Annotated in this window: 16 protein-coding genes; 13 read left to right on the top strand and 3 right to left on the bottom strand. The window is 56.6% G+C overall.

All coding sequences use genetic code 11. The features are described from left to right. The first annotated feature begins 12 nt into the window (after positions 1–12). On the top strand, positions 13–1,332 hold the full coding sequence (locus ABWV33_RS08995) for a TRAP transporter large permease (RefSeq protein WP_113821449.1): 1,320 nt from the start codon (positions 13–15) through the stop codon (positions 1,330–1,332). A 93-nt stretch (positions 1,333–1,425) separates the two neighbouring features. Here the strand turns inward: ABWV33_RS08995 and ABWV33_RS08990 are convergent, their stop codons facing one another. Together ABWV33_RS08990 and ABWV33_RS08985 are read right to left on the bottom strand one after the other, a co-directional pair. Beyond that, complete coding sequence (locus ABWV33_RS08990; RefSeq protein ID WP_353330200.1) at positions 1,426–2,535, bottom strand: CaiB/BaiF CoA transferase family protein; 1,110 nt, start codon at positions 2,533–2,535, stop codon at positions 1,426–1,428. Between the two features lie 47 nt (positions 2,536–2,582). Next, positions 2,583–3,164, bottom strand: a complete 582-nt coding sequence (locus tag ABWV33_RS08985; RefSeq protein ID WP_113821447.1) for a cupin domain-containing protein — start codon at positions 3,162–3,164, stop codon at positions 2,583–2,585. A 132-nt stretch (positions 3,165–3,296) separates the two neighbouring features. On the opposite strand from ABWV33_RS08985, the gene gabT reads away from it, so the two are divergent. The 12 genes from gabT to ABWV33_RS08925 all read left to right on the top strand — a co-directional run bounded on the left by gabT (position 3,297) and on the right by ABWV33_RS08925 (position 16,238). Next, a complete protein-coding gene (gene gabT, locus ABWV33_RS08980; protein ID WP_353330198.1) occupies positions 3,297–4,604 on the top strand; it encodes a 4-aminobutyrate--2-oxoglutarate transaminase in 1,308 nt (435 codons plus the stop codon). Positions 4,605–4,681: 77 nt separating this feature from the next. Beyond that, the gene (locus ABWV33_RS08975; RefSeq protein ID WP_353330196.1) at positions 4,682–6,112 is read left to right on the top strand and encodes an aldehyde dehydrogenase family protein; all 1,431 of its coding nucleotides are present in this window, start codon (positions 4,682–4,684) and stop codon (positions 6,110–6,112) included. A gap of 4 nt (positions 6,113–6,116) precedes the next feature. Then, positions 6,117–6,992 carry a 3-hydroxybutyryl-CoA dehydrogenase gene (locus ABWV33_RS08970; protein WP_353330194.1) on the top strand — a complete coding sequence of 292 codons (876 nt, stop codon included), beginning with the start codon at positions 6,117–6,119 and terminating at the stop codon, positions 6,990–6,992. Positions 6,993–7,182: 190 nt separating this feature from the next. Beyond that, positions 7,183–8,457 (top strand): flavin-containing monooxygenase, encoded by a 1,275-nt coding sequence (locus ABWV33_RS08965; protein ID WP_353330192.1) that lies wholly within the window; start codon positions 7,183–7,185, stop codon positions 8,455–8,457. Between the two features lie 347 nt (positions 8,458–8,804). Continuing rightward, the gene (locus ABWV33_RS08960) at positions 8,805–9,950 is read left to right on the top strand and encodes an aromatic ring-hydroxylating oxygenase subunit alpha (protein WP_353330191.1); all 1,146 of its coding nucleotides are present in this window, start codon (positions 8,805–8,807) and stop codon (positions 9,948–9,950) included. 192 nt (positions 9,951–10,142) lie between these two features. Beyond that, on the top strand, positions 10,143–10,559 hold the full coding sequence (locus ABWV33_RS08955) for a RidA family protein (protein ID WP_353330189.1): 417 nt from the start codon (positions 10,143–10,145) through the stop codon (positions 10,557–10,559). A gap of 94 nt (positions 10,560–10,653) precedes the next feature. Further along, entirely contained in the window at positions 10,654–11,328 is a 675-nt protein-coding gene (locus ABWV33_RS08950; RefSeq protein ID WP_353330187.1) for a DUF1028 domain-containing protein, read from the top strand. Between the two features lie 51 nt (positions 11,329–11,379). Next, positions 11,380–12,513 (top strand): aromatic ring-hydroxylating oxygenase subunit alpha, encoded by a 1,134-nt coding sequence (locus tag ABWV33_RS08945; protein ID WP_353330185.1) that lies wholly within the window; start codon positions 11,380–11,382, stop codon positions 12,511–12,513. 65 nt (positions 12,514–12,578) lie between these two features. After that, positions 12,579–13,505, top strand: coding sequence for a LysR family transcriptional regulator (locus tag ABWV33_RS08940; protein WP_215194375.1), 927 nt, complete (start codon positions 12,579–12,581; stop codon positions 13,503–13,505). Between the two features lie 39 nt (positions 13,506–13,544). Beyond that, positions 13,545–14,690, top strand: coding sequence for an acetylornithine deacetylase (gene argE / locus ABWV33_RS08935; protein ID WP_353330183.1), 1,146 nt, complete (start codon positions 13,545–13,547; stop codon positions 14,688–14,690). 307 nt (positions 14,691–14,997) lie between these two features. Further along, positions 14,998–15,720 carry a haloacid dehalogenase type II gene (locus ABWV33_RS08930; protein ID WP_113821437.1) on the top strand — a complete coding sequence of 241 codons (723 nt, stop codon included), beginning with the start codon at positions 14,998–15,000 and terminating at the stop codon, positions 15,718–15,720. 23 nt (positions 15,721–15,743) lie between these two features. Next, a complete protein-coding gene (locus ABWV33_RS08925; RefSeq protein ID WP_353330181.1) occupies positions 15,744–16,238 on the top strand; it encodes an Lrp/AsnC family transcriptional regulator in 495 nt (164 codons plus the stop codon). A gap of 290 nt (positions 16,239–16,528) precedes the next feature. On the opposite strand, the gene ABWV33_RS08920 is transcribed toward ABWV33_RS08925, so the two are convergent. Then, complete coding sequence (locus ABWV33_RS08920) at positions 16,529–17,242, bottom strand: hypothetical protein (protein WP_353330179.1); 714 nt, start codon at positions 17,240–17,242, stop codon at positions 16,529–16,531. Between the last annotated feature and the right edge of the window lie 383 nt (positions 17,243–17,625).

The following is a 17,625-nucleotide window of genomic DNA, read 5'->3' as shown; positions in this document are numbered from 1 at the left end:
GAGGAATACATCATGGCTGAACTCGATCCGCTGGCCATTACGGCGATCATGTTCCTGTCGATGCTGGCGCTGATGGCGATGGGCTCGCCACTTGCTTGGGCATTGACAATTTCCGGCGTCGGCAGCGCCTTTGTTCTGTGGGGCCCAGGTGGGCTCGAGCTGCTTGTCAGCTCCACCTACAGCGCGATGGACAACTTTCTGCTGGTGGCGCTGCCGCTCTTTATTTTCATGGGGCTGGTCTTGCAACGGTCGGGGATAACCGACGACCTGTTTGAAATGATTCACAAGCTGATGGGCGGCGTGCCCGGTGGCCTTGGGGTCGGAACCGTCATCATCTGCGCGTTGATTGCTGCGATGGCCGGCGTTTCGGGCGCGGCCACGGTTAGCCTTGGCATCATTGCGCTGCCCGCGATGTTGAAGCGGGGGTATGACAAAAAGCTGGTGACCGGCACAATCATGGCCGGTGGCGCGTTGGGCTTTCTGATCCCGCCGTCTGTATTAATGATCATCTACGCGTTTCTCAGTCGGGATTCGGTCGGTAAGCTGTTCGCCGCAGGCCTGATGCCGGGTCTGATGCTGGCAGGGATCTACATCGCCTATGTCCTGATCCGCTGCCGGATCAATCCAGACCTTGGCCCACCAGCCCCTGTCGAAGATCGCTTTAGCGGCCTTGAGAAACTCAAATCCCTGCGCCACCTGATCCCGCCCGGGGTTTTGATCGCAACCGTTCTGGGCTGTATTATCGGGGGCGTGACCTCTCCGTCTGAGGCATCCGCGATTGGCGCGTTCGGGGCGTTGGTGATTGCGGCCCTGCATGGGCGCGTCAACTGGGACATGCTGCGGTACGTGATGCTGACAACGACCAAGCTGATGGGGATGCTGATGTGGATCACCGTGGCCGCAGTGTTCTTTTCCAAAATCTATGTGGGTTTGGGCGCTGGTCAGATCGTGGGTGAGCTGATCGAAGATTTCGAACTGTCGCCGATGTACGTCATTCTGGCGATGCTGGCGACTTACTTTGTCTTGGGCATGTTCTTGGATGATTTTGCGATCGTGTTCATCACAGTACCGCTGTTCGTGCCGATCGTGCGTGATCTTGGCTATGACACCACATGGTTTGCAGTGCTGTTCATCCTGTCGATGCAGTCCGCCTATCTGACGCCACCATTTGGCTACAACCTGTTTTACATGCGCTCGGTTGCCCCACCAGAAATCACCATCGGGGACATCTATAAAGCGGCGCTGCCCTTTGTGGCATTACAGATCTTTGGTTTGGCGCTGGTAGTGATCTTTCCTCAGATCGCGCTTTGGCTGCCGTCGATCTTGTTCTGATACCTCAAGGTCTGCGCACCTCCCTGCGCTGGCCTTATCCCCCAACTCAAAGGCCGCCCTCGGGCGGCCTCTTTTTTGTCCGGGGTGTCGTGTTCAGCTGCCTTGGGGCAGGGTGGGCGCAGACAAATCCAGCGCAAGCTCTGCGTCTGAAAACTGCCATGGGCCTCGCACGCCCGGTACCCCTTCTGGGTCAATGCGCAATCCACGGGCTTGAATTTGTGGATCCTCAAACGCCTGACCGATCGAGTTGATTGGCCCGGCTGGGACAGTGGCGGCCTCCAGTGCAGTCAACAGATCGGCCGAAGACCATGGCTTGAGCGCCAGTTCGATCTGCTCCGTCAGCGCCTCGCGGTTGCTGACGCGCAGTTGGTTGGTGGCATACTCAGGATCTGTCGCCAGATCGGGGCGCGCGACAACGGCGCAGAACCGCTGAAACTGCCCATCATTGCCGACCGCCAAAATGATGTGACCATCCGCCGTTGGTAGGGCTTGATAGGGTGAGATGTTGGGGTGGTCGTTTCCCTTGCGCATCGGGCTGTTGCCTGTGGCGAGGAAGTTCATGGCCTGATTAGCCAGCATCGCCGTTGCGCAATCCAGCAGGGACATGTCGATGTGCTGCCCAAGTCCGGTGCGGTGACGCTGTTCCACTGCGGCCAGAATACCAATGGTTCCGTACAGTCCGGTGACAACATCCGTGACGGCAACGCCCACTTTTTGCGGTTGGCGATCAGGCTCACCGGTGATTGACATCAACCCAGACATGCCTTGGATCAGGAAATCATAACCGGGGCGTTTCGCGTAGGGGCCTGTTTGCCCAAACCCCGTGATGGAACAGTAGATTAGGCGCGGGTTCAGTGCCTTGAGGCTGTCATAGTCCAAACCGTATTTCGCCAATCCACCGACCTTAAAGTTCTCGATCAGAATGTCGGCCTCCGCAACAAGATCACGCACTGCCTGTTGCCCTTCGGGGGTGCGGAAATCAATCGCGACCGAGGTTTTGCCCCTGTTCGCGGCATAGAAATACGCCGCCGTCTTGTCGCCGTCCCGTTCGATGAACGGAGGGCCCCATGTGCGCGTGTCATCTCCGGCTGGGGCTTCGATTTTGGTGACTTGGGCTCCAAGATCAGCAAGCGATTGGCCAATCCATGGGCCTGCAAGGATGCGGGCAAGTTCGACAACTTTCAAACCATCAAGCGGGGTCATTTACATTCCAGTTTGGGCAGGGTCACAGAGGTGCCGTGCGCTGAGGGTTACAGATACGGGGGTGTGCAGGCCGAAATCACTTCGGCTGGGCGGTCAGAGATGTTGCGAAACCGGTGTGGTTCGCGACTGTTGAAAAGATAGGCATCGCCGGCTTTCAGGACCTGCGACTCATCGCCAACAGTCACTTCCAGCTCACCGGTAACTACAATGCCACCTTCGTTTGACTCGTGTTCAATCATGGTCGATCCGGTGTCAGCACCCGCTTCATAGCGTTCGTGCAGGATTTGCAGCCCATGCAGCTTGGCGTCGCCAACCTGCTTTAACGTGATCATTTTTTGTGCCGCTTCGTTTCCTTGATACAGCATCGATGTCAGATCGCGCAGCTCGTCGGGCTTAAAGAAAGATTGATTGTTTAGTGGGCTGTCTGGTTCAAAAAATTCAGACATCGTGATTCCAAATCCGCCCAATATTTTGCGCAAAGATGCAACCGAAGGGCTGCTTCTGTTGGTTTCGATCATCGAGATCTGACCGTGGGGGACACCAGCGCTTTCGGCTAATTGCCTTTGAGATAGGCCGAATTGCGTTCTCAAGGCGCGTAATCTGCCCCCTACATCAAAGTCATCGGTCATTGTCTGTGCTCTCCCATGGATTATGCCCAAGGATAGTCGAATCGAGGGTTGATGCGCAACTTTACCCTAGTATTGCTCAATTATTTGAGCAATACATTATCCAGAATCGAAAATCAAACGGGAGGACCACCTGTGAATTCCAGTCAAACTTTGAAAGCGCGCCGTGAGGCTGCTGTTGCAACCGGTGTTGCCACCCGCGGGATCTATGCCGTGCGGGCCGACAATGCCGAGCTGTGGGATGCGGATGGCAAACGCTATATCGACTTTGCCGCCGGGATCGCTGTGAACAACACGGGCCACCGTCACCCCAGGGTGATGGCCGCCGTCGCCGCACAGTCCGAATCCTTCACTCACACCTGCTTCCACGTTGCGCCCTATGAAAGCTATATCGCGCTGGCGGAACGTCTGAACGACGCCACCCCCGGCGATTTCGCAAAGAAAACCATGTTGGTCACAACCGGGGCCGAAGCGGTTGAAAACGCCGTGAAAATGGCGCGTGCGCATACGGGCCGTTCTGGTGTGATCGCGTTTTCGGGCGCCTTTCATGGCCGCACACTGATGGGCATGGCCCTGTGTGGCAAGGTGAACCCTTACAAGAAAGCCTTTGGCGCGATGCCCCCCGAAGTGGTGCATGTGCCTTTCCCAAATGAATTCCACGGCATCACCGTTCAGGACAGCTTGAACGTTTTGGAAAACATGCTGCGCAGCTCGATTGATCCGGAACGCGTTGCCGCAATGATCATCGAACCGGTTCAGGGCGAAGGTGGCTTTAACATCGCGCAACCTGAATTCCTGCGCGCGCTGCGCAATATCTGTGATGAACATGGCATCGTTTTGATAGCAGACGAAGTGCAAACAGGTATCGCACGCACGGGCAAGCTCTTTGCGTTCGAACATGCAGGCGTGGCCGCCGATCTGGTGACCATGGCTAAGGGCCTGGCTGGCGGGTTCCCGCTCTCAGCCGTGACTGGTCGGGCCGAGATCGTCGATGCTGCCCCTGCGGGCGGCATCGGCGGCACTTATGCGGGTAACCCATTGGCCGTAGCAGCGGCAAATGCGGTGCTTGAGGTGATTGAAGAAGAAGACCTGTGCGCCCGTGCCGATGACATCGGGGATGCGATCAAGGCGCGCCTGAACGACATCGCCTCGCGTCAAGGTATGGAACCGATTGGCGACGTGCGCGGTGTCGGGGCCATGATTGCGTTTGAAATGGTGACAGACCGGGCCACCAATGCCCCAGACCCAGCCCTGACCCAAGCCATCATCGCCGAGGCCGAAGCCCGAGGCTTGATCATCCTGCCGTGCGGCACACGCGCAAACGCTGTGCGTCTGTTGCCGCCGCTCACGACCCCTGCGCCCATCTTGGCCGAAGCGCTGGATGTGCTCGAGGCATCAATCGAAGCAGCTGTAAACGCACAAGCTGCTATCGCTGCTGAATAAGCAGGCGTTATCGTTTAGAAGTCAGGGCCGGATCTGTCGGCCCTGGCCATGACACTTCAATAAATTTCGGATACTCCATGAAACAGAACCTTGTCGCGGGGGCCTGGCTGGACGGGCTTGACGCAATTGAAAATCGCAACCCGGCGGACGTGTCCGAAGTGATCGGCCTTTATGCTCGCGCCTCAGCTGATCATGTGGATCAGGCCGCGCAGGCCGCGCGTGCTGCATTGCCCGACTGGGCTGGCTGTTCCCCTCAGGTCCGTTCCGATCTGCTTGAAGCTGTTGCACAAGAGCTGCTCGCCCGTAAGGATGAAATCGGCCGCGTTCTGGCGCGGGAAGAGGGCAAAACCCTGGCCGAGGCCACCGGCGAAACCGCCCGCGCCGCACAGGTGTTCCGTTTCTTCGCAGGTGAGGCGATCCGGGTTGCGGGCGATGCCATCGCCTCGGTTCGCCCGGATGTGGATGTTGACGTGGTGCGCGAACCGGTTGGGGTTGTTGGCCTGATCACCCCGTGGAACTTTCCCATCGCGATCCCGGCATGGAAAATCGCCCCGGCACTGGCCTATGGCAACACGGTTGTGTTCAAGCCGGCGGACCTGACGCCCGCCAGCGCGCATATCCTGACCCAGATCATCCACAATGCTGGGTGTCCGGCTGGGGTGTTCAATCTGGTGATGGGGCAGGGGTCCGTTGTCGGCAACGCCATCGTATCCCACCCACAGGTCGACGCCATTTCATTCACTGGCTCCGTTCCCGTCGGGCGGGGTCTTGCCGTTCAGGCCGCGCAAGGGATGAAGAAAGTACAGCTAGAGATGGGCGGCAAGAACCCCATCGTTGTGATGGATGACGCAGATCTGGATATCGCGGTTCCTGCCATTCTGAATGGGGCGTTCTATTCAACCGGACAACGCTGCACCGCATCTAGCCGGATCATCGTGCAGGGCGGCATCCATGATGCATTTGTAGATCGCCTGACTACGGAAATGCTGGCACTAAAGGTCGGCAATCCCTTGGACCCATCCGTTCAGATTGGCCCAGTGGTGAGTGAAAAGCAGTTGAACGGCAACCTCGGCTATGTCGATCTTGCCAAACAGGAAGGCGCCGAGGTCATTGGCGGCGAGCGTATTCAGGGCGAAACCGACGGATACTTTCAGGCCCCGGCGGTGTTCCTCAACGCGACAAACGCCATGCGCTCAACCCGCGAAGAGATCTTTGGCCCCTGTGCCAGCGTGATCAAAGTCGCTGACTTTGACGAAGCCCTCGCTAGCGCCAATGACACCGAATTTGGCCTCAGCTCGGGCATCTGCACCTCCAGCCTGAAATATGCACGTGAATTCAAACGCCGCAGTCAGGCCGGGATGGTTATGGTCAACCTGCCCACGGCCGGGGTCGATTACCACGTGCCGTTTGGCGGGCGCAAAGGGTCCTCGCACGGATCCCGCGAACAGGGCCGGTATGCGGCTGAGTTCTATACCATTGTCAAAACAGCCTACAGCTTTGCGGGGTAACACGATGGAGTTCCGAACCGTTGGCATTGTTGGGGCAGGGCAGATGGGCAATGGCATCGCACATGTCTTTGCCACCTCTGGCTATCAGGTCTTGCTGAACGACATCTCCCAAGATGCCCTCAATGATGCCATCGGGCGGATCCAAAAAAACACCGCCCGCCAAGTCACCAAAGGACAGATGAGTGAAGAGGACCGCGCCACCGCGTTGGGCCGCATTCGTACAACGCGTGAATTGGGTGACCTTGGTGGCACGGATCTGGTGATCGAGGCCGCAACCGAGCGCGAACAGATCAAAGATCAAATCTTTGCCGGGCTTCAGCCCTCACTGGAATCGCATACGGTGCTCACCTCGAACACCTCGTCTATTTCCATCACCCGACTGGCGGCCAAAACGGATCGCCCGGAAAAATTCATGGGCTTCCATTTCATGAACCCTGTGCCGGTGATGCAGTTGGTGGAACTAATCCGCGGCATCGCAACATCGTCAGAAACGTATGCTGCGCTGCTTAAGGTGGTCGAAAGCCTTGGCAAAACTGCCGCCTCAGCCGAAGATTACCCCGCCTTCATCGTCAATCGCATCCTGATCCCGATGATCAACGAAGCCTGCTATGCGCTCTACGAAGGGGTTGGCAATGTCGCATCGATTGATGCCTCGATGAAACTGGGTGCAAATCATCCGATGGGGCCGCTGGAACTGGGCGATTTCATCGGGCTGGATACCTGCCTTGCGATTATGAACGTCTTGCACGATGGCTTGGCGGATACGAAATATCGTCCCTGTCCGTTGCTGGTCAAATACGTCGAGGCAGGCTGGACCGGCCGCAAATCAGGCCGCGGATTTTACGATTACCGAGGCGATGCTCCTGTGCCGACCCGTTAGGTTCGCATCAACGCGTGTACGGGACATGACCGAAGGGGGCTCCACATGCTGGGGTCCCCTGTTTTTATGGCACTTAGGCGGCACTTAGACTGTGCCCAATCACTGCTTAATGAAAACATGTTTTCCGTGAATGGCATCGTCCCTTAGGTTTAAAAGCAGATCCGCCCGGAATGCCTAAGAGGAATTTGAAATGACAGTTGAAAAAGTAGATACACTTGTTGTGGGTGCTGGCCAGGCTGGTGTTGCAGCAAGTGAACACTTGTCGAACAATGGCATCTCTCACCTTGTGCTGGAACGGGACCGGATCGCAGAGCGGTGGCGCACGGGGCGCTGGGACTCTCTGGTGGCAAACGGTCCGGCATGGCATGACCGTTTTCCCAATATGGAATTTGCCAAATCTGGTCCCGAGGAATTTCCCCACAAAGAGCAGGTTGCCGACTATTTTGTCGATTACGCCAAAATGATCAACGCCCCCATTCGCTGTGGTGTCGATGTAACTAAGGTGACCCGTAATTCCGGCAAACCCGGCTTTCGCATCGAAACCTCTGATGGGGTGATCGAAGCCGAAAATGTAATTGCAGCCACCGGCGCGTTCCAAACCCCTGTCATCCCGTCGGTGGTGCCGCAAGACGCGGATGTATTGCAGATGCACTCGTTCCACTATCGCAATCCCGATCAAATGCCCGAAGGCGCGATTCTGGTCGTCGGTGCCGGGTCATCCGGGGCGCAGATCGCGGATGAACTGATGCGCGCTGGGCGCAAGGTCTATCTGTCCGTTGGTCCACATGATCGCCCCCCACGCGCCTACCGAGGTCGTGATTTTGTCTGGTGGCTCGGTGTGCTGGGCCTGTGGGACGTGGCGGCGCTAAAGCCCGGAACAGAACATGTGACCATCGCGGTCAGCGGCGCCCATGGCGGCAATACGGTTGATTTTCGCGAATTGGCGGCAGGCGGCATGAACCTTGTCGGCATGACGCAGACCTACAACGACGGTGTGCTGACCTTTGCGCCAGATCTGGCGGACAACATTGCTCATGGCGATGCCAATTATAACGGGATGCTGGATTTGGCAGATGCCTATGTCGCCCGCAACGGTCTGGACCTGCCAGAAGAACCCGAGGCGCGCGCCGTGCGCCCGGATCCTGAGTGTGTCACCAACCCAACACGGGAGCTGGACCTTGCCGCCGCTGGCGTGAATTCGATCATCTGGGCCACCGGCTTTTCACAAGATTTCAGCTGGCTTGAGGTCGACGCCTGTGATGAGGCAGGTAAGCCCAAGCATCAGCGTGGGGTGTCCTCCGAACCGGGGATCTACTTCCTTGGGCTGCCTTGGCAATCGCGTCGCGGATCGACCTTTATCTGGGGCGTCTGGCATGATGCAAAACACGTCGCTGACCAAATCGTGACACAGCGCAAATATCGCGATTATCGCGCCCCCGTTAAGCGAGAGCTTACAGACGCCTAAAGCGCACGTAAAATAGGGGAGGGGTCGCGGTAAAGCCGCCCTTCTTTCGTTCCTTGTTGCGGGTCATTTCCGTGGTTAGGGGCAACCTTAACAGAGGTGAGACAGACAGTTCTTTCCAACCGCTATACCGCAGTGGAAACTCACTTTCGAAACGCGACTCGGGCCCGTGATTTCGGGACGAAAAACCACAGGAGATCACAAATATCATGGACTTAGGCGCAAGAGGTTTGTTTGACGTAAACTTGGATCGCCAGCCCCAGATAATAGGTGATCGATTCGACACACACGCGCTGGCTCAATTGGGGTCGGACGCAAACAAACGATTTGAGTAAGAGGAGACCGCCAACATGGCAAAAGATCATATAGCCACCTTGGACGCCCTTCGGCAGAATACCTCGGTTCCTTTTGAGCAGGCGCGCGCGATGCCGCCCGAAGTCTACACGTCCGAGAGCTTTGTCGCCGAAGAGCTGGAGCATATCTTTAGCAAAGACTGGTTCTGTGTTGGCCGTGCCAGCGCGCTGCCCAATCCGGGCGACTACATCACTTGCGAACTGGCCGACCAGCCTATCGTCGTTTTGCGGGATCGCGACAATGAACTGCGGGCGATGTCAAATGTCTGTCTGCACCGGATGTCGACCCTTTTGCAGGGCAGCGGAACCGTACGCTCCATCGTATGCCCCTATCACGCCTGGACCTACAATCTGGACGGCAGCCTGCGCGGCGCCCCGGCCATGACCCTGAACGAAGGGTTCTGCAAGGACAATTACACGCTGCCAAAAGTACGTTGTCAGGAATGGCTCGGCTGGGTCTTCATCTCTCTGAACGCTGATGCTCCTGATGTCTCTGACCAGCTGAAACAGGTCGAAGAGATGGTCGCCGGCTACGACATGACCAACTACACCGAAGCCTTCTTTGAAGAGCATATCTGGGACACCAATTGGAAGGTGTTGGCCGAAAACTTCATGGAAAGCTACCATTTGCCGGTGTGCCACGCGGGTACAATTGGTGGCCTCAGTAAGCTCGAAGAAATGGTTTGCCCTCCCGGTTTGCCCGCATTCAACTACCACACCATCTTGAAGGATGATCAGCTCCGCATCGCGATGGCACATCCGTCGAATGAGCGCCTTAAGGGGGACGAGCGTCGCACAACATTCCTGTTGGCTCTGTATCCCAGCCTGTTGATTACTCTGACGCCCGGATATTTCTGGTATCTCAGCCTGCACCCCAAGGGGCCCGGTCAAGTCCACATTCGGTTTGGCGGCGGCATGTCCGATGATTATGCCGATGATCCGGACGCTCAGGAAAACTTCAACGCGCTGAAAACTCTGTTGGATGATGTGAACGTCGAAGATCGCGGTTGCACCGAAAAGGTGTTCAAAGGGCTCAGCTCCAACTTGGCAGCCCCCGGTCACCTCAGCCATCTAGAACGTCCGAATTACGATTTCGCGCAATATCTGATGGCTCGTATCGATGCTGGCAAACAGAATGCCTAACGCGTTCTTTGCCTGAAACTGTAAGCCCCGCAAAAGGCCATACAGTGCAAATAGACCTTGGCGATCCACTTGCGCACAACGCTCGGATCGCCAAGAGCTGCCCCGAAAATTTTGTAACCCCATCCTCAAACCGGCACATCTGCCACCCCGCATCAGGTACAGACTGACCTGCCGGACCCGAAGGAGCCCCCAATGGCACACACTCGCATTCGCAAGTTCAACACCTCTGACACGTATCCCGAACAGAAACTCGACAACGATCTGTGTCAGGCCGTGATCACCACGGGTGGCAAGACGGTCTATCTGCGCGGCCAATGTCCACAGAATCTGGACGATGCGGTGAACATCGACAGCCATGATCCGGTCGAGCAAACCCACAAGGTGATGCAGAATATTAAGCAGCTGATCGAAGAATGCGGCGGATCAATGGAACATTTGGTCAAAGTTGTCGTTTATATTACAGACGTGCGCCACCGCGAGGATGTTTATCGAACTATGGGCGAATACATCAAAGGGGTGCACCCGGTGTCTACTGGCCTTGTCGTCCAAGCTTTGGCCCGCCCCGACTGGCTGGTCGAGATCGACGGCACAGCCGTTATTCCGGACTAAGACCTAGGGGGCTGACCGCCCCACTTCCCCAAAAGACTATTGTGATCAGGTAAAACAGGGCCTGCGCCAACAGGCGTGGGCAGGGAGATAAGATATGACCTTTTCGTTGGTGGCACGGTGCGCTGAAACAGGCATGTTCGGAATGGCGATTTCCTCGTCCTCTCCGGCAGTGGCAGCGCGGTGTGCGTTTGCCCGTGCTGGCGTCGGGGCCGTGTCGTCGCAAAATATAACAGATCCGACATTGGGCCCCTTGGCTCTGGACCTGATGGAGGGCGGTGCCTCGGCTTCTGAGGCCATCGCCGAGGTGCAGGCGCGTGGCAAATTCATCGAATACCGTCAGGTTCTGGCCGTGGATGCGCAGGGTGAAACCGCGATCCACTCTGGTCCGAACTCACTGGGGATCTGGACGCAGGCGCAGGGCCGGGATGTGGCCTCGGGCGGGAACCTGTTGGCCAACGACGGTATCTGTCAGGCCATCGTGACAGGATTTGAAACCGCAACCGGTCATCTGGGCGACCGCCTGATCGCAGCCATGCGCGCCGGGCTGGCCGCAGGTGGCGAAGCTGGCCCGATCCATTCCGCCGGTCTGCTGATGGTTGATAAACACAGCTGGCCCGTCGCCGAATTGCGCTGCGACTGGACCGAAGGCTGCCCTATTGAGGCCATCGCAACCGCTTGGGAGGTCTATCAACCTCAGCTCGAAGCATACGTCCAACGCGCGCTCGATCCGCGCGAAGCACCATCTTACGGGGTTCCGGGCGACGAATAAGACGCCCGGAATCAAACTCATGCAAAACCGCTTATCAGGGAGGAACCTATTATGACGGATGTAGCAGAAATCAGCCGAACTTTGCAGGAACTGGCAGCATTGCCCGCAGATCGTCCGATGGGGATGCCCGGGCGCTTTTATACGGATCCCAAATGGTTCGAACACGAAAGCGCCAATGTACTGCGCCAAGGCTGGCATTGCTTGGGGCGCGTGGACGAGGTGCCCGAACCGGGCGACTTTTTCACTGCACAGGTGCTGAACGAACCGATGATCATCGTGCGCGGCGATGATGATCAGGTGCGCGTGCTCGCCAACGTCTGCCGCCATCGTGGCATGCCTCTGGCCGAGGGTCGTGGAAATGTGAAACGCTTTGTCTGCACCTACCATGCCTGGGCCTATGGCCGCGATGGAGGCCTGTTGCGGGCCGCACGGATGGAAAACGCCGGGTTCAAGACCGACAATTGCCGCCTCTATGGGTTCAACACCCAATTCTGGAACGGCTTTATTTACGTGAATCTCGATGATCAGGCCGCCCCGTTCGAGCATCCTGAGTTGGACACGCTTCTGTCTGCGTATGAGACTGAAACCTTCCGAATTGTGCACGTGGCCGAGGAAAACTGGCACACCAACTGGAAATGCTTGGTCGAAAACTTCATGGAAGGCTATCACCTCTCCGTGGTACACCCCAAGACGCTGCATGACTACACCCCCACCGGATTGGCCCGCAAAGGTCCTGCCGGGGGCGGCTTTACCTCCTATTGCGCCAATTACCCGCAAGATATCCCTTCCCGTGGGATGGGGGCGCCGGGCCTCAACGAAACAGAGCAGATGCGTTCGACCCTGTTTTCGATCTTTCCGACGCAGGTCGCCAGTCAGGCGGCAACCCTGCTGGTGTCGATTTCGATTTTCCCACTGGGCGCCGATCTGATCCGCGTGAAATGGACGATGTCCACCTATGGCGATCAATTGGATGATGAAACCATCCAAGGGCGCATCAAGCTGTGGGAAGAGGTCAACCGCGAAGACCGCGAGAAGCTGGAAAAAATGCAGGTGGCGCTGAAATCGAAACATGCCCAAGCCGGACCACTGGCCGCCGATGATTACGAAGGCACAATTCGCGATTTCCAGATCTGGCTGGCCCAGATGGAAGCCGCCGGTGGCCCACAGGTAGAAGCTGCGGAATAATACTCCGATCATTGAACCCATGCGCGCGCTCTTGCGATGAGGGCGTGCGCAGAGGATAAGGGCATATGCCACTTAGATTTACACTCAGACAGTTGGAATATTTCGTTGCCGTCGGCGAGGCGGGCACGATCACGCTTGCTGCGGATCGGGTGAATGTGTCCTCGCCTTCCATTTCGGCCGCAATTGCGCAGCTTGAACAGGAATTCGGGCTGCCTCTCTTTGTGCGCCAACATGCGCAGGGCCTGTCTTTGACCCTTGCAGGTCGCCAGATGATGGTTCAGGCGAAAACGGTTTTGAAAGAGGCCGAGCAGCTGACCGACCTTGCCGGTGACATATCCGGGTCGGTGCGCGGCCCCTTGGCGATCGGCTGTCTCGTTACCTTTGCTCAGGTGTTGTTGCCCGCCCTTAGGCGCGGGTTCGAAGACGAATTCTCGGATGTCCGCACCACCCAGTTCGAATTGAACCAGTCCGAGATCTTCAGCTATCTGCGCCGCGCCGATATCGATGTCGCCCTGACCTATGATCTGGAATTGCCCTCAGATCTGAAATTTGTGCCGCTCTTGCAATTGCCGCCCTTTGTGATCGTCAACGAAACCCATCCCTTGGCCGATCTGCCTGAGGTGTCGGTCGAGGCTCTGGGCAATCACCCGATGGTCTTGCTCGACCTGCCATTCAGCTCGGACTATTTCTTGTCGTTCTTTGCCAATTCCGAGGTGAAACCAAACATCGCAGAACGCACCCGAGACATGGCGGTGATGCGCGGGTTGGTTGCCAATGGGTTTGGCTATTCGATCGCAAATGTGCGGCCTCGAAACGACCAATCCCCTGATGGAAAACAGCTTAAATTCATCCCCTTGGTTGGCGGCACGCGCTCGATGCGAATGGGGTTGCTGATGTCCAATGATGCAGATCGGACCAACGTGGTACGCGCCTTTGTCGAACACTGCAAAACCCGCAATGCCCAGGATGGTTTGCCCGGATTTGGCGGCTAACCCCGCCTCTCCAAAGCGCGAAAAATATTGGAAATGATGATGACACAGACTGTGGAAGTACTGGATAAACTGATCGAATTTGACACGGTCAGCGCAAACTCCAACCTCGACATGATTGATTTCATCGAAACCTACCTGACAGAGCGCGGCTTTCAGACCACCCGCCTGATGGACCCAAACGGGGACAAGGCGGGATTGGTTGCTGAACGTGGCCCGGCCGGGCGGGGCATCGTCTTGTCAGGGCACACCGACGTTGTGCCCACCACTGGGCAGGCCTGGACCCGCGACGCCTTTAAGCTAACGCAGGATCAGGGGCGGCTCTACGGGCGCGGCACCACGGATATGAAAGGCTACCTCGCCTGCATGCTGTCCGCCGCAGACAGGGCCGCACAGTACGACCTGAAAGAGCCGCTAAAACTGGTCTTTTCCTATGACGAGGAAATCGGTTGCGTCGGCATTCAACGCATGTTTGACCCGCTCAAGGCTTGTATCGGTCAACCCCGCGCCTGTTTTGTCGGCGAACCCACCGAAATGCAGGTGGCCATTGGCCATAAGGGCAAGGCAGCCCTGCGCGCAACCTTTGTGGGCCAGAACGGCCATTCCGCCTTGGCGCCCACCTTTGTGAATGCACTGCATCTGGCGGGGGATTTCATGATGGAGCTGCGCGGTTTGCAAACCGAACTTGCAGAAAACGGGGCGCACGACCCCGCATATGATGTGCCCTTTTCGACGGTTCACATCGGCAAGCTGTCCGGCGGTGTGGCCCTGAATATCGTTCCTGACCATGCCGAGATGACCTTTGAATATCGCCATCTGGCCGCTGACCCTTCGGATCAGATCTTTGAAAAAATCAGTGCCGCCGCCGCGCGGGTCGAAGCCGCCTATAGCGATCAATTCGCGGGCGCTCAAATCCTGCTGGAACGATACAACGCCTACCCCGGTCTGGACGTGGCAAACACGACCGAAATCGCGGCGCTGGCACAGCGGCTCGCACAGACAGATACCACCAAAGTCGCCTTTGGCACCGAGGCAGGGGTGTTCGAACAGCTTGGCATTCCAACCGTTGTGTGTGGGCCGGGATCGATGGCGGGGCAGGGGCACAAACCCGACGAATTTGTCACTGCCCAACAGCTCGCTGCCTGCGATGAAATGCTCACCGGTGTGTTGGCCGAACTCGCCAACTAACGCCAATCCCCAAATGGTTCGGCGCAAGGCACAGAGGGCACTCATTTTATGCTGGGGAATTGACCCATAGGCGCATGATGTGCCCTATAGGCCAATGAAACAGCCACATACCAACAGCATAAAATTTTGCAACTTGAGGTTTCTTTGGTGGGAAATGCTGCACAAACCCATAAAACGGGCGTTCCTTCCGGCGCGCTTTGCTACGTTCAGAGGGAAGCCGAACCCGGAAAGAAACCGATGCTCTTTAACGCGCCGCTAGAAAATAACGCGCTTCTGAACCACAAGTTGAACGCAAAAGGACACCCCCATGAAACTGTCTGACTTCAAAGCCCTCACATTCGACGTCTACGGCACGCTGATCGATTGGGAGGGCGGCATGATCACCGGCCTGAAACCGCTCACGGACCGGGTCAGCCGAACCCTGACGCGGGATGATATCCTCGAGGCGCACGCATTTTATGAAAGCACCGCTCAGCGCTATTCTCCGGCCAAGAAATACTACGAACTGTTGCCCGTTGTGTACCGCCGTCTGGCCGAAGAGTGGGGTGTCGAGGTGACGTGGGAAGAATGCGCAGCCTATGGCCTGTCCGCGCGCCACTGGCACGCCTTTGATGACACGATCGAAGCGCTGACCTACCTCAAGAAGCACTTCAAACTGATGGTCCTGACCAACACCGACAACCTGACATTTTCGGGCGCGAACACCCGTCTGGGGGTTCATTTTGACGGCGTCTATACCGCCGAGGATGTCGGCAGCTACAAACCTGCGGACCGCAATTTCGACTATATGCTCGAGATGCTGGCCCGTCAGGGGATCGAAAAAGGGGACATCCTGCACACGGCTGAAAGCATGTTCCACGACCACGCGCCTGCCAACAAACACGGGCTGTCCAATTGCTGGATCTATCGCCGCCACGACAAAGAAGGGTTCGGCGCCACAATGAATCCCGGCGAGATGCCGACCTATAATTTTCGCTTCAATAGCATGATGGACTTGGTTAAGGCGCATCAAGCAGAGTTGGCAGGATAAAGCGAACAACTGGGGGAAAGAATATGGCTGGATCGCCGAAGCTCGACCGGATCGACATCAATATTCTTTCCACCCTGCAGGCGCAGGGCAATATCACCAACGTGAACCTTGCATCGGCTGTTGGCCTGTCCCCTAGCCCCTGCCTGCAACGGGTCAAACGCCTTGAAAAGGCTGGATATATCCAGAACTACCGCGCGGTTCTGAATCTCAAAAAACTGGCCGACCATGTGATTGTCTTTACCGAGATCACGCTGGCCGATCACCGTCGCAAGGACTTCATCAAGTTCGAAAACGAAATCCGAACCCACGATAATGTGGTCGAATGCCACCTCCTGAGCGGCGGCTATGACTACCTGCTGAAATTCGTCGCGCGCGGCGTCTCACAATATCAGGAAATCATGGAAACCCTGCTCGACCGCAACCTTGGGATCGACAAATACTTCTCTTATATCGTGATCAAACCCGTGGTCGAAAAACACAGCCTGCCGATCCAGGATTTGGTCAATCGGGACGAATAGGGAGCAAGCTTCGGGCGGCTCTCTGAGGTCACCGATAATCGAGGCGGCGGCGGCGCTGACACTGCCGCGTCACACCAACCCGGAACCCTATACCCTTGCCAAGATTGCCTTCTTGCTCGGCTCAAGATGCCGAACCGGCGAGTGCTTTACCGCCAATGTCATTGAGTGGAACGCTGGCACCCGTCGACTTTGGATCCCGATGACCTCAGCGAGCGGTTGATGAAGCACGGTTGGGGTTTTGGCCCAAGTTGCCCGAGGATCGGCGGACCAGGCTGCGCGTTATCTGAACCTCAAATGCTCAAAGGAATTTCACGAAGGATTCCCTCAGGAACATTGAAATCGACGAATATCGTCTCTTCATTGATATCAGCATCGGAATAGGGGGACATAGCGAACCTCGATTCCTGCTGTGTTGCGAATTTTGCGGGCTTGGCAAATGTCGGATCATCTGGTGGCGACTCTTGCCAAACGTCAACATGGCGGTTTTGATATTTTACAGATTCGAGCATGCTGCTTGAAATCTCCGGTCCTAAAGGCACGCCACCCACAGTGCCACTATCCAGTATGGCCTGACAAAACGCAGCAATATCGAGAATTTCAACGCAAGCATCGTATCGATAGCCATCCGGCGCATCAACGCACATCGCCCTCATCGCACTTTCGAAGGGCTCGATTGAAAAGCAGAGCACGTAGGCTGGTCGCGGAACAATTGTTAGACGCACGTCGATGCGAGCCGTCTCAAGCGCAGGATCTTCTATCTTCATCGCTCTTGTCTTATTGATACGCGAGGCGACTACAGATCGTTGTATTGGGCTCAATGTTGAGAAATTCACATCCCGCACCTCAGCGGACATGAAACCCTCTTCTTTGTCTGCAATCCACTCAGGGCCTTCCATTTTCCTATAATAGGACAGGTTTGCGATACGGACTCTGCCTCGCAAGAAATCTCCCACGTGCTTCTTGCTCATGAACTTGAAGTGCCTTGGGAGTGATTTCGAAGTCATGGGCAGGCTCCTCGGCACCCAGACTTTTTGGGCAATTATTGGGAAATCGTCATTTTCATCCCCAATTTGCCGCCAATTTGCGATTTTGCGCAAGTATTGGATATGTCGCAGAAACAGGGGGTTAGGTGGCGGAGACGAAGTCTTACGAATTAACACCATAAGCATATTGTTTTAAACGATAATTAAAACACCAATCTAACCCATACCACACTTCATACCCCATCACCTCATCAGCAAACGCACCCTTAACCTCTCAGATTGCCAATCCAAGTACACTGGTTCGAATCCGGTACTCACCGGCATCTTTCTTCAGTTGGCGTTCTAGGGCTAAGGTCGTGGGCCTTCCCTAAAGGTGAGCCACCACTGGGCGTCGAGGATAGATT

The sequence above is a fragment of the Phaeobacter sp. NW0010-22 genome, assembly GCF_040365955.1.
Taxonomy (GTDB): Bacteria; Pseudomonadota; Alphaproteobacteria; order Rhodobacterales; family Rhodobacteraceae; genus OMPR01.
Note: the sequence above shows the minus strand (reverse complement) of the source record. Positions and strands in the feature narration are given on the sequence as shown.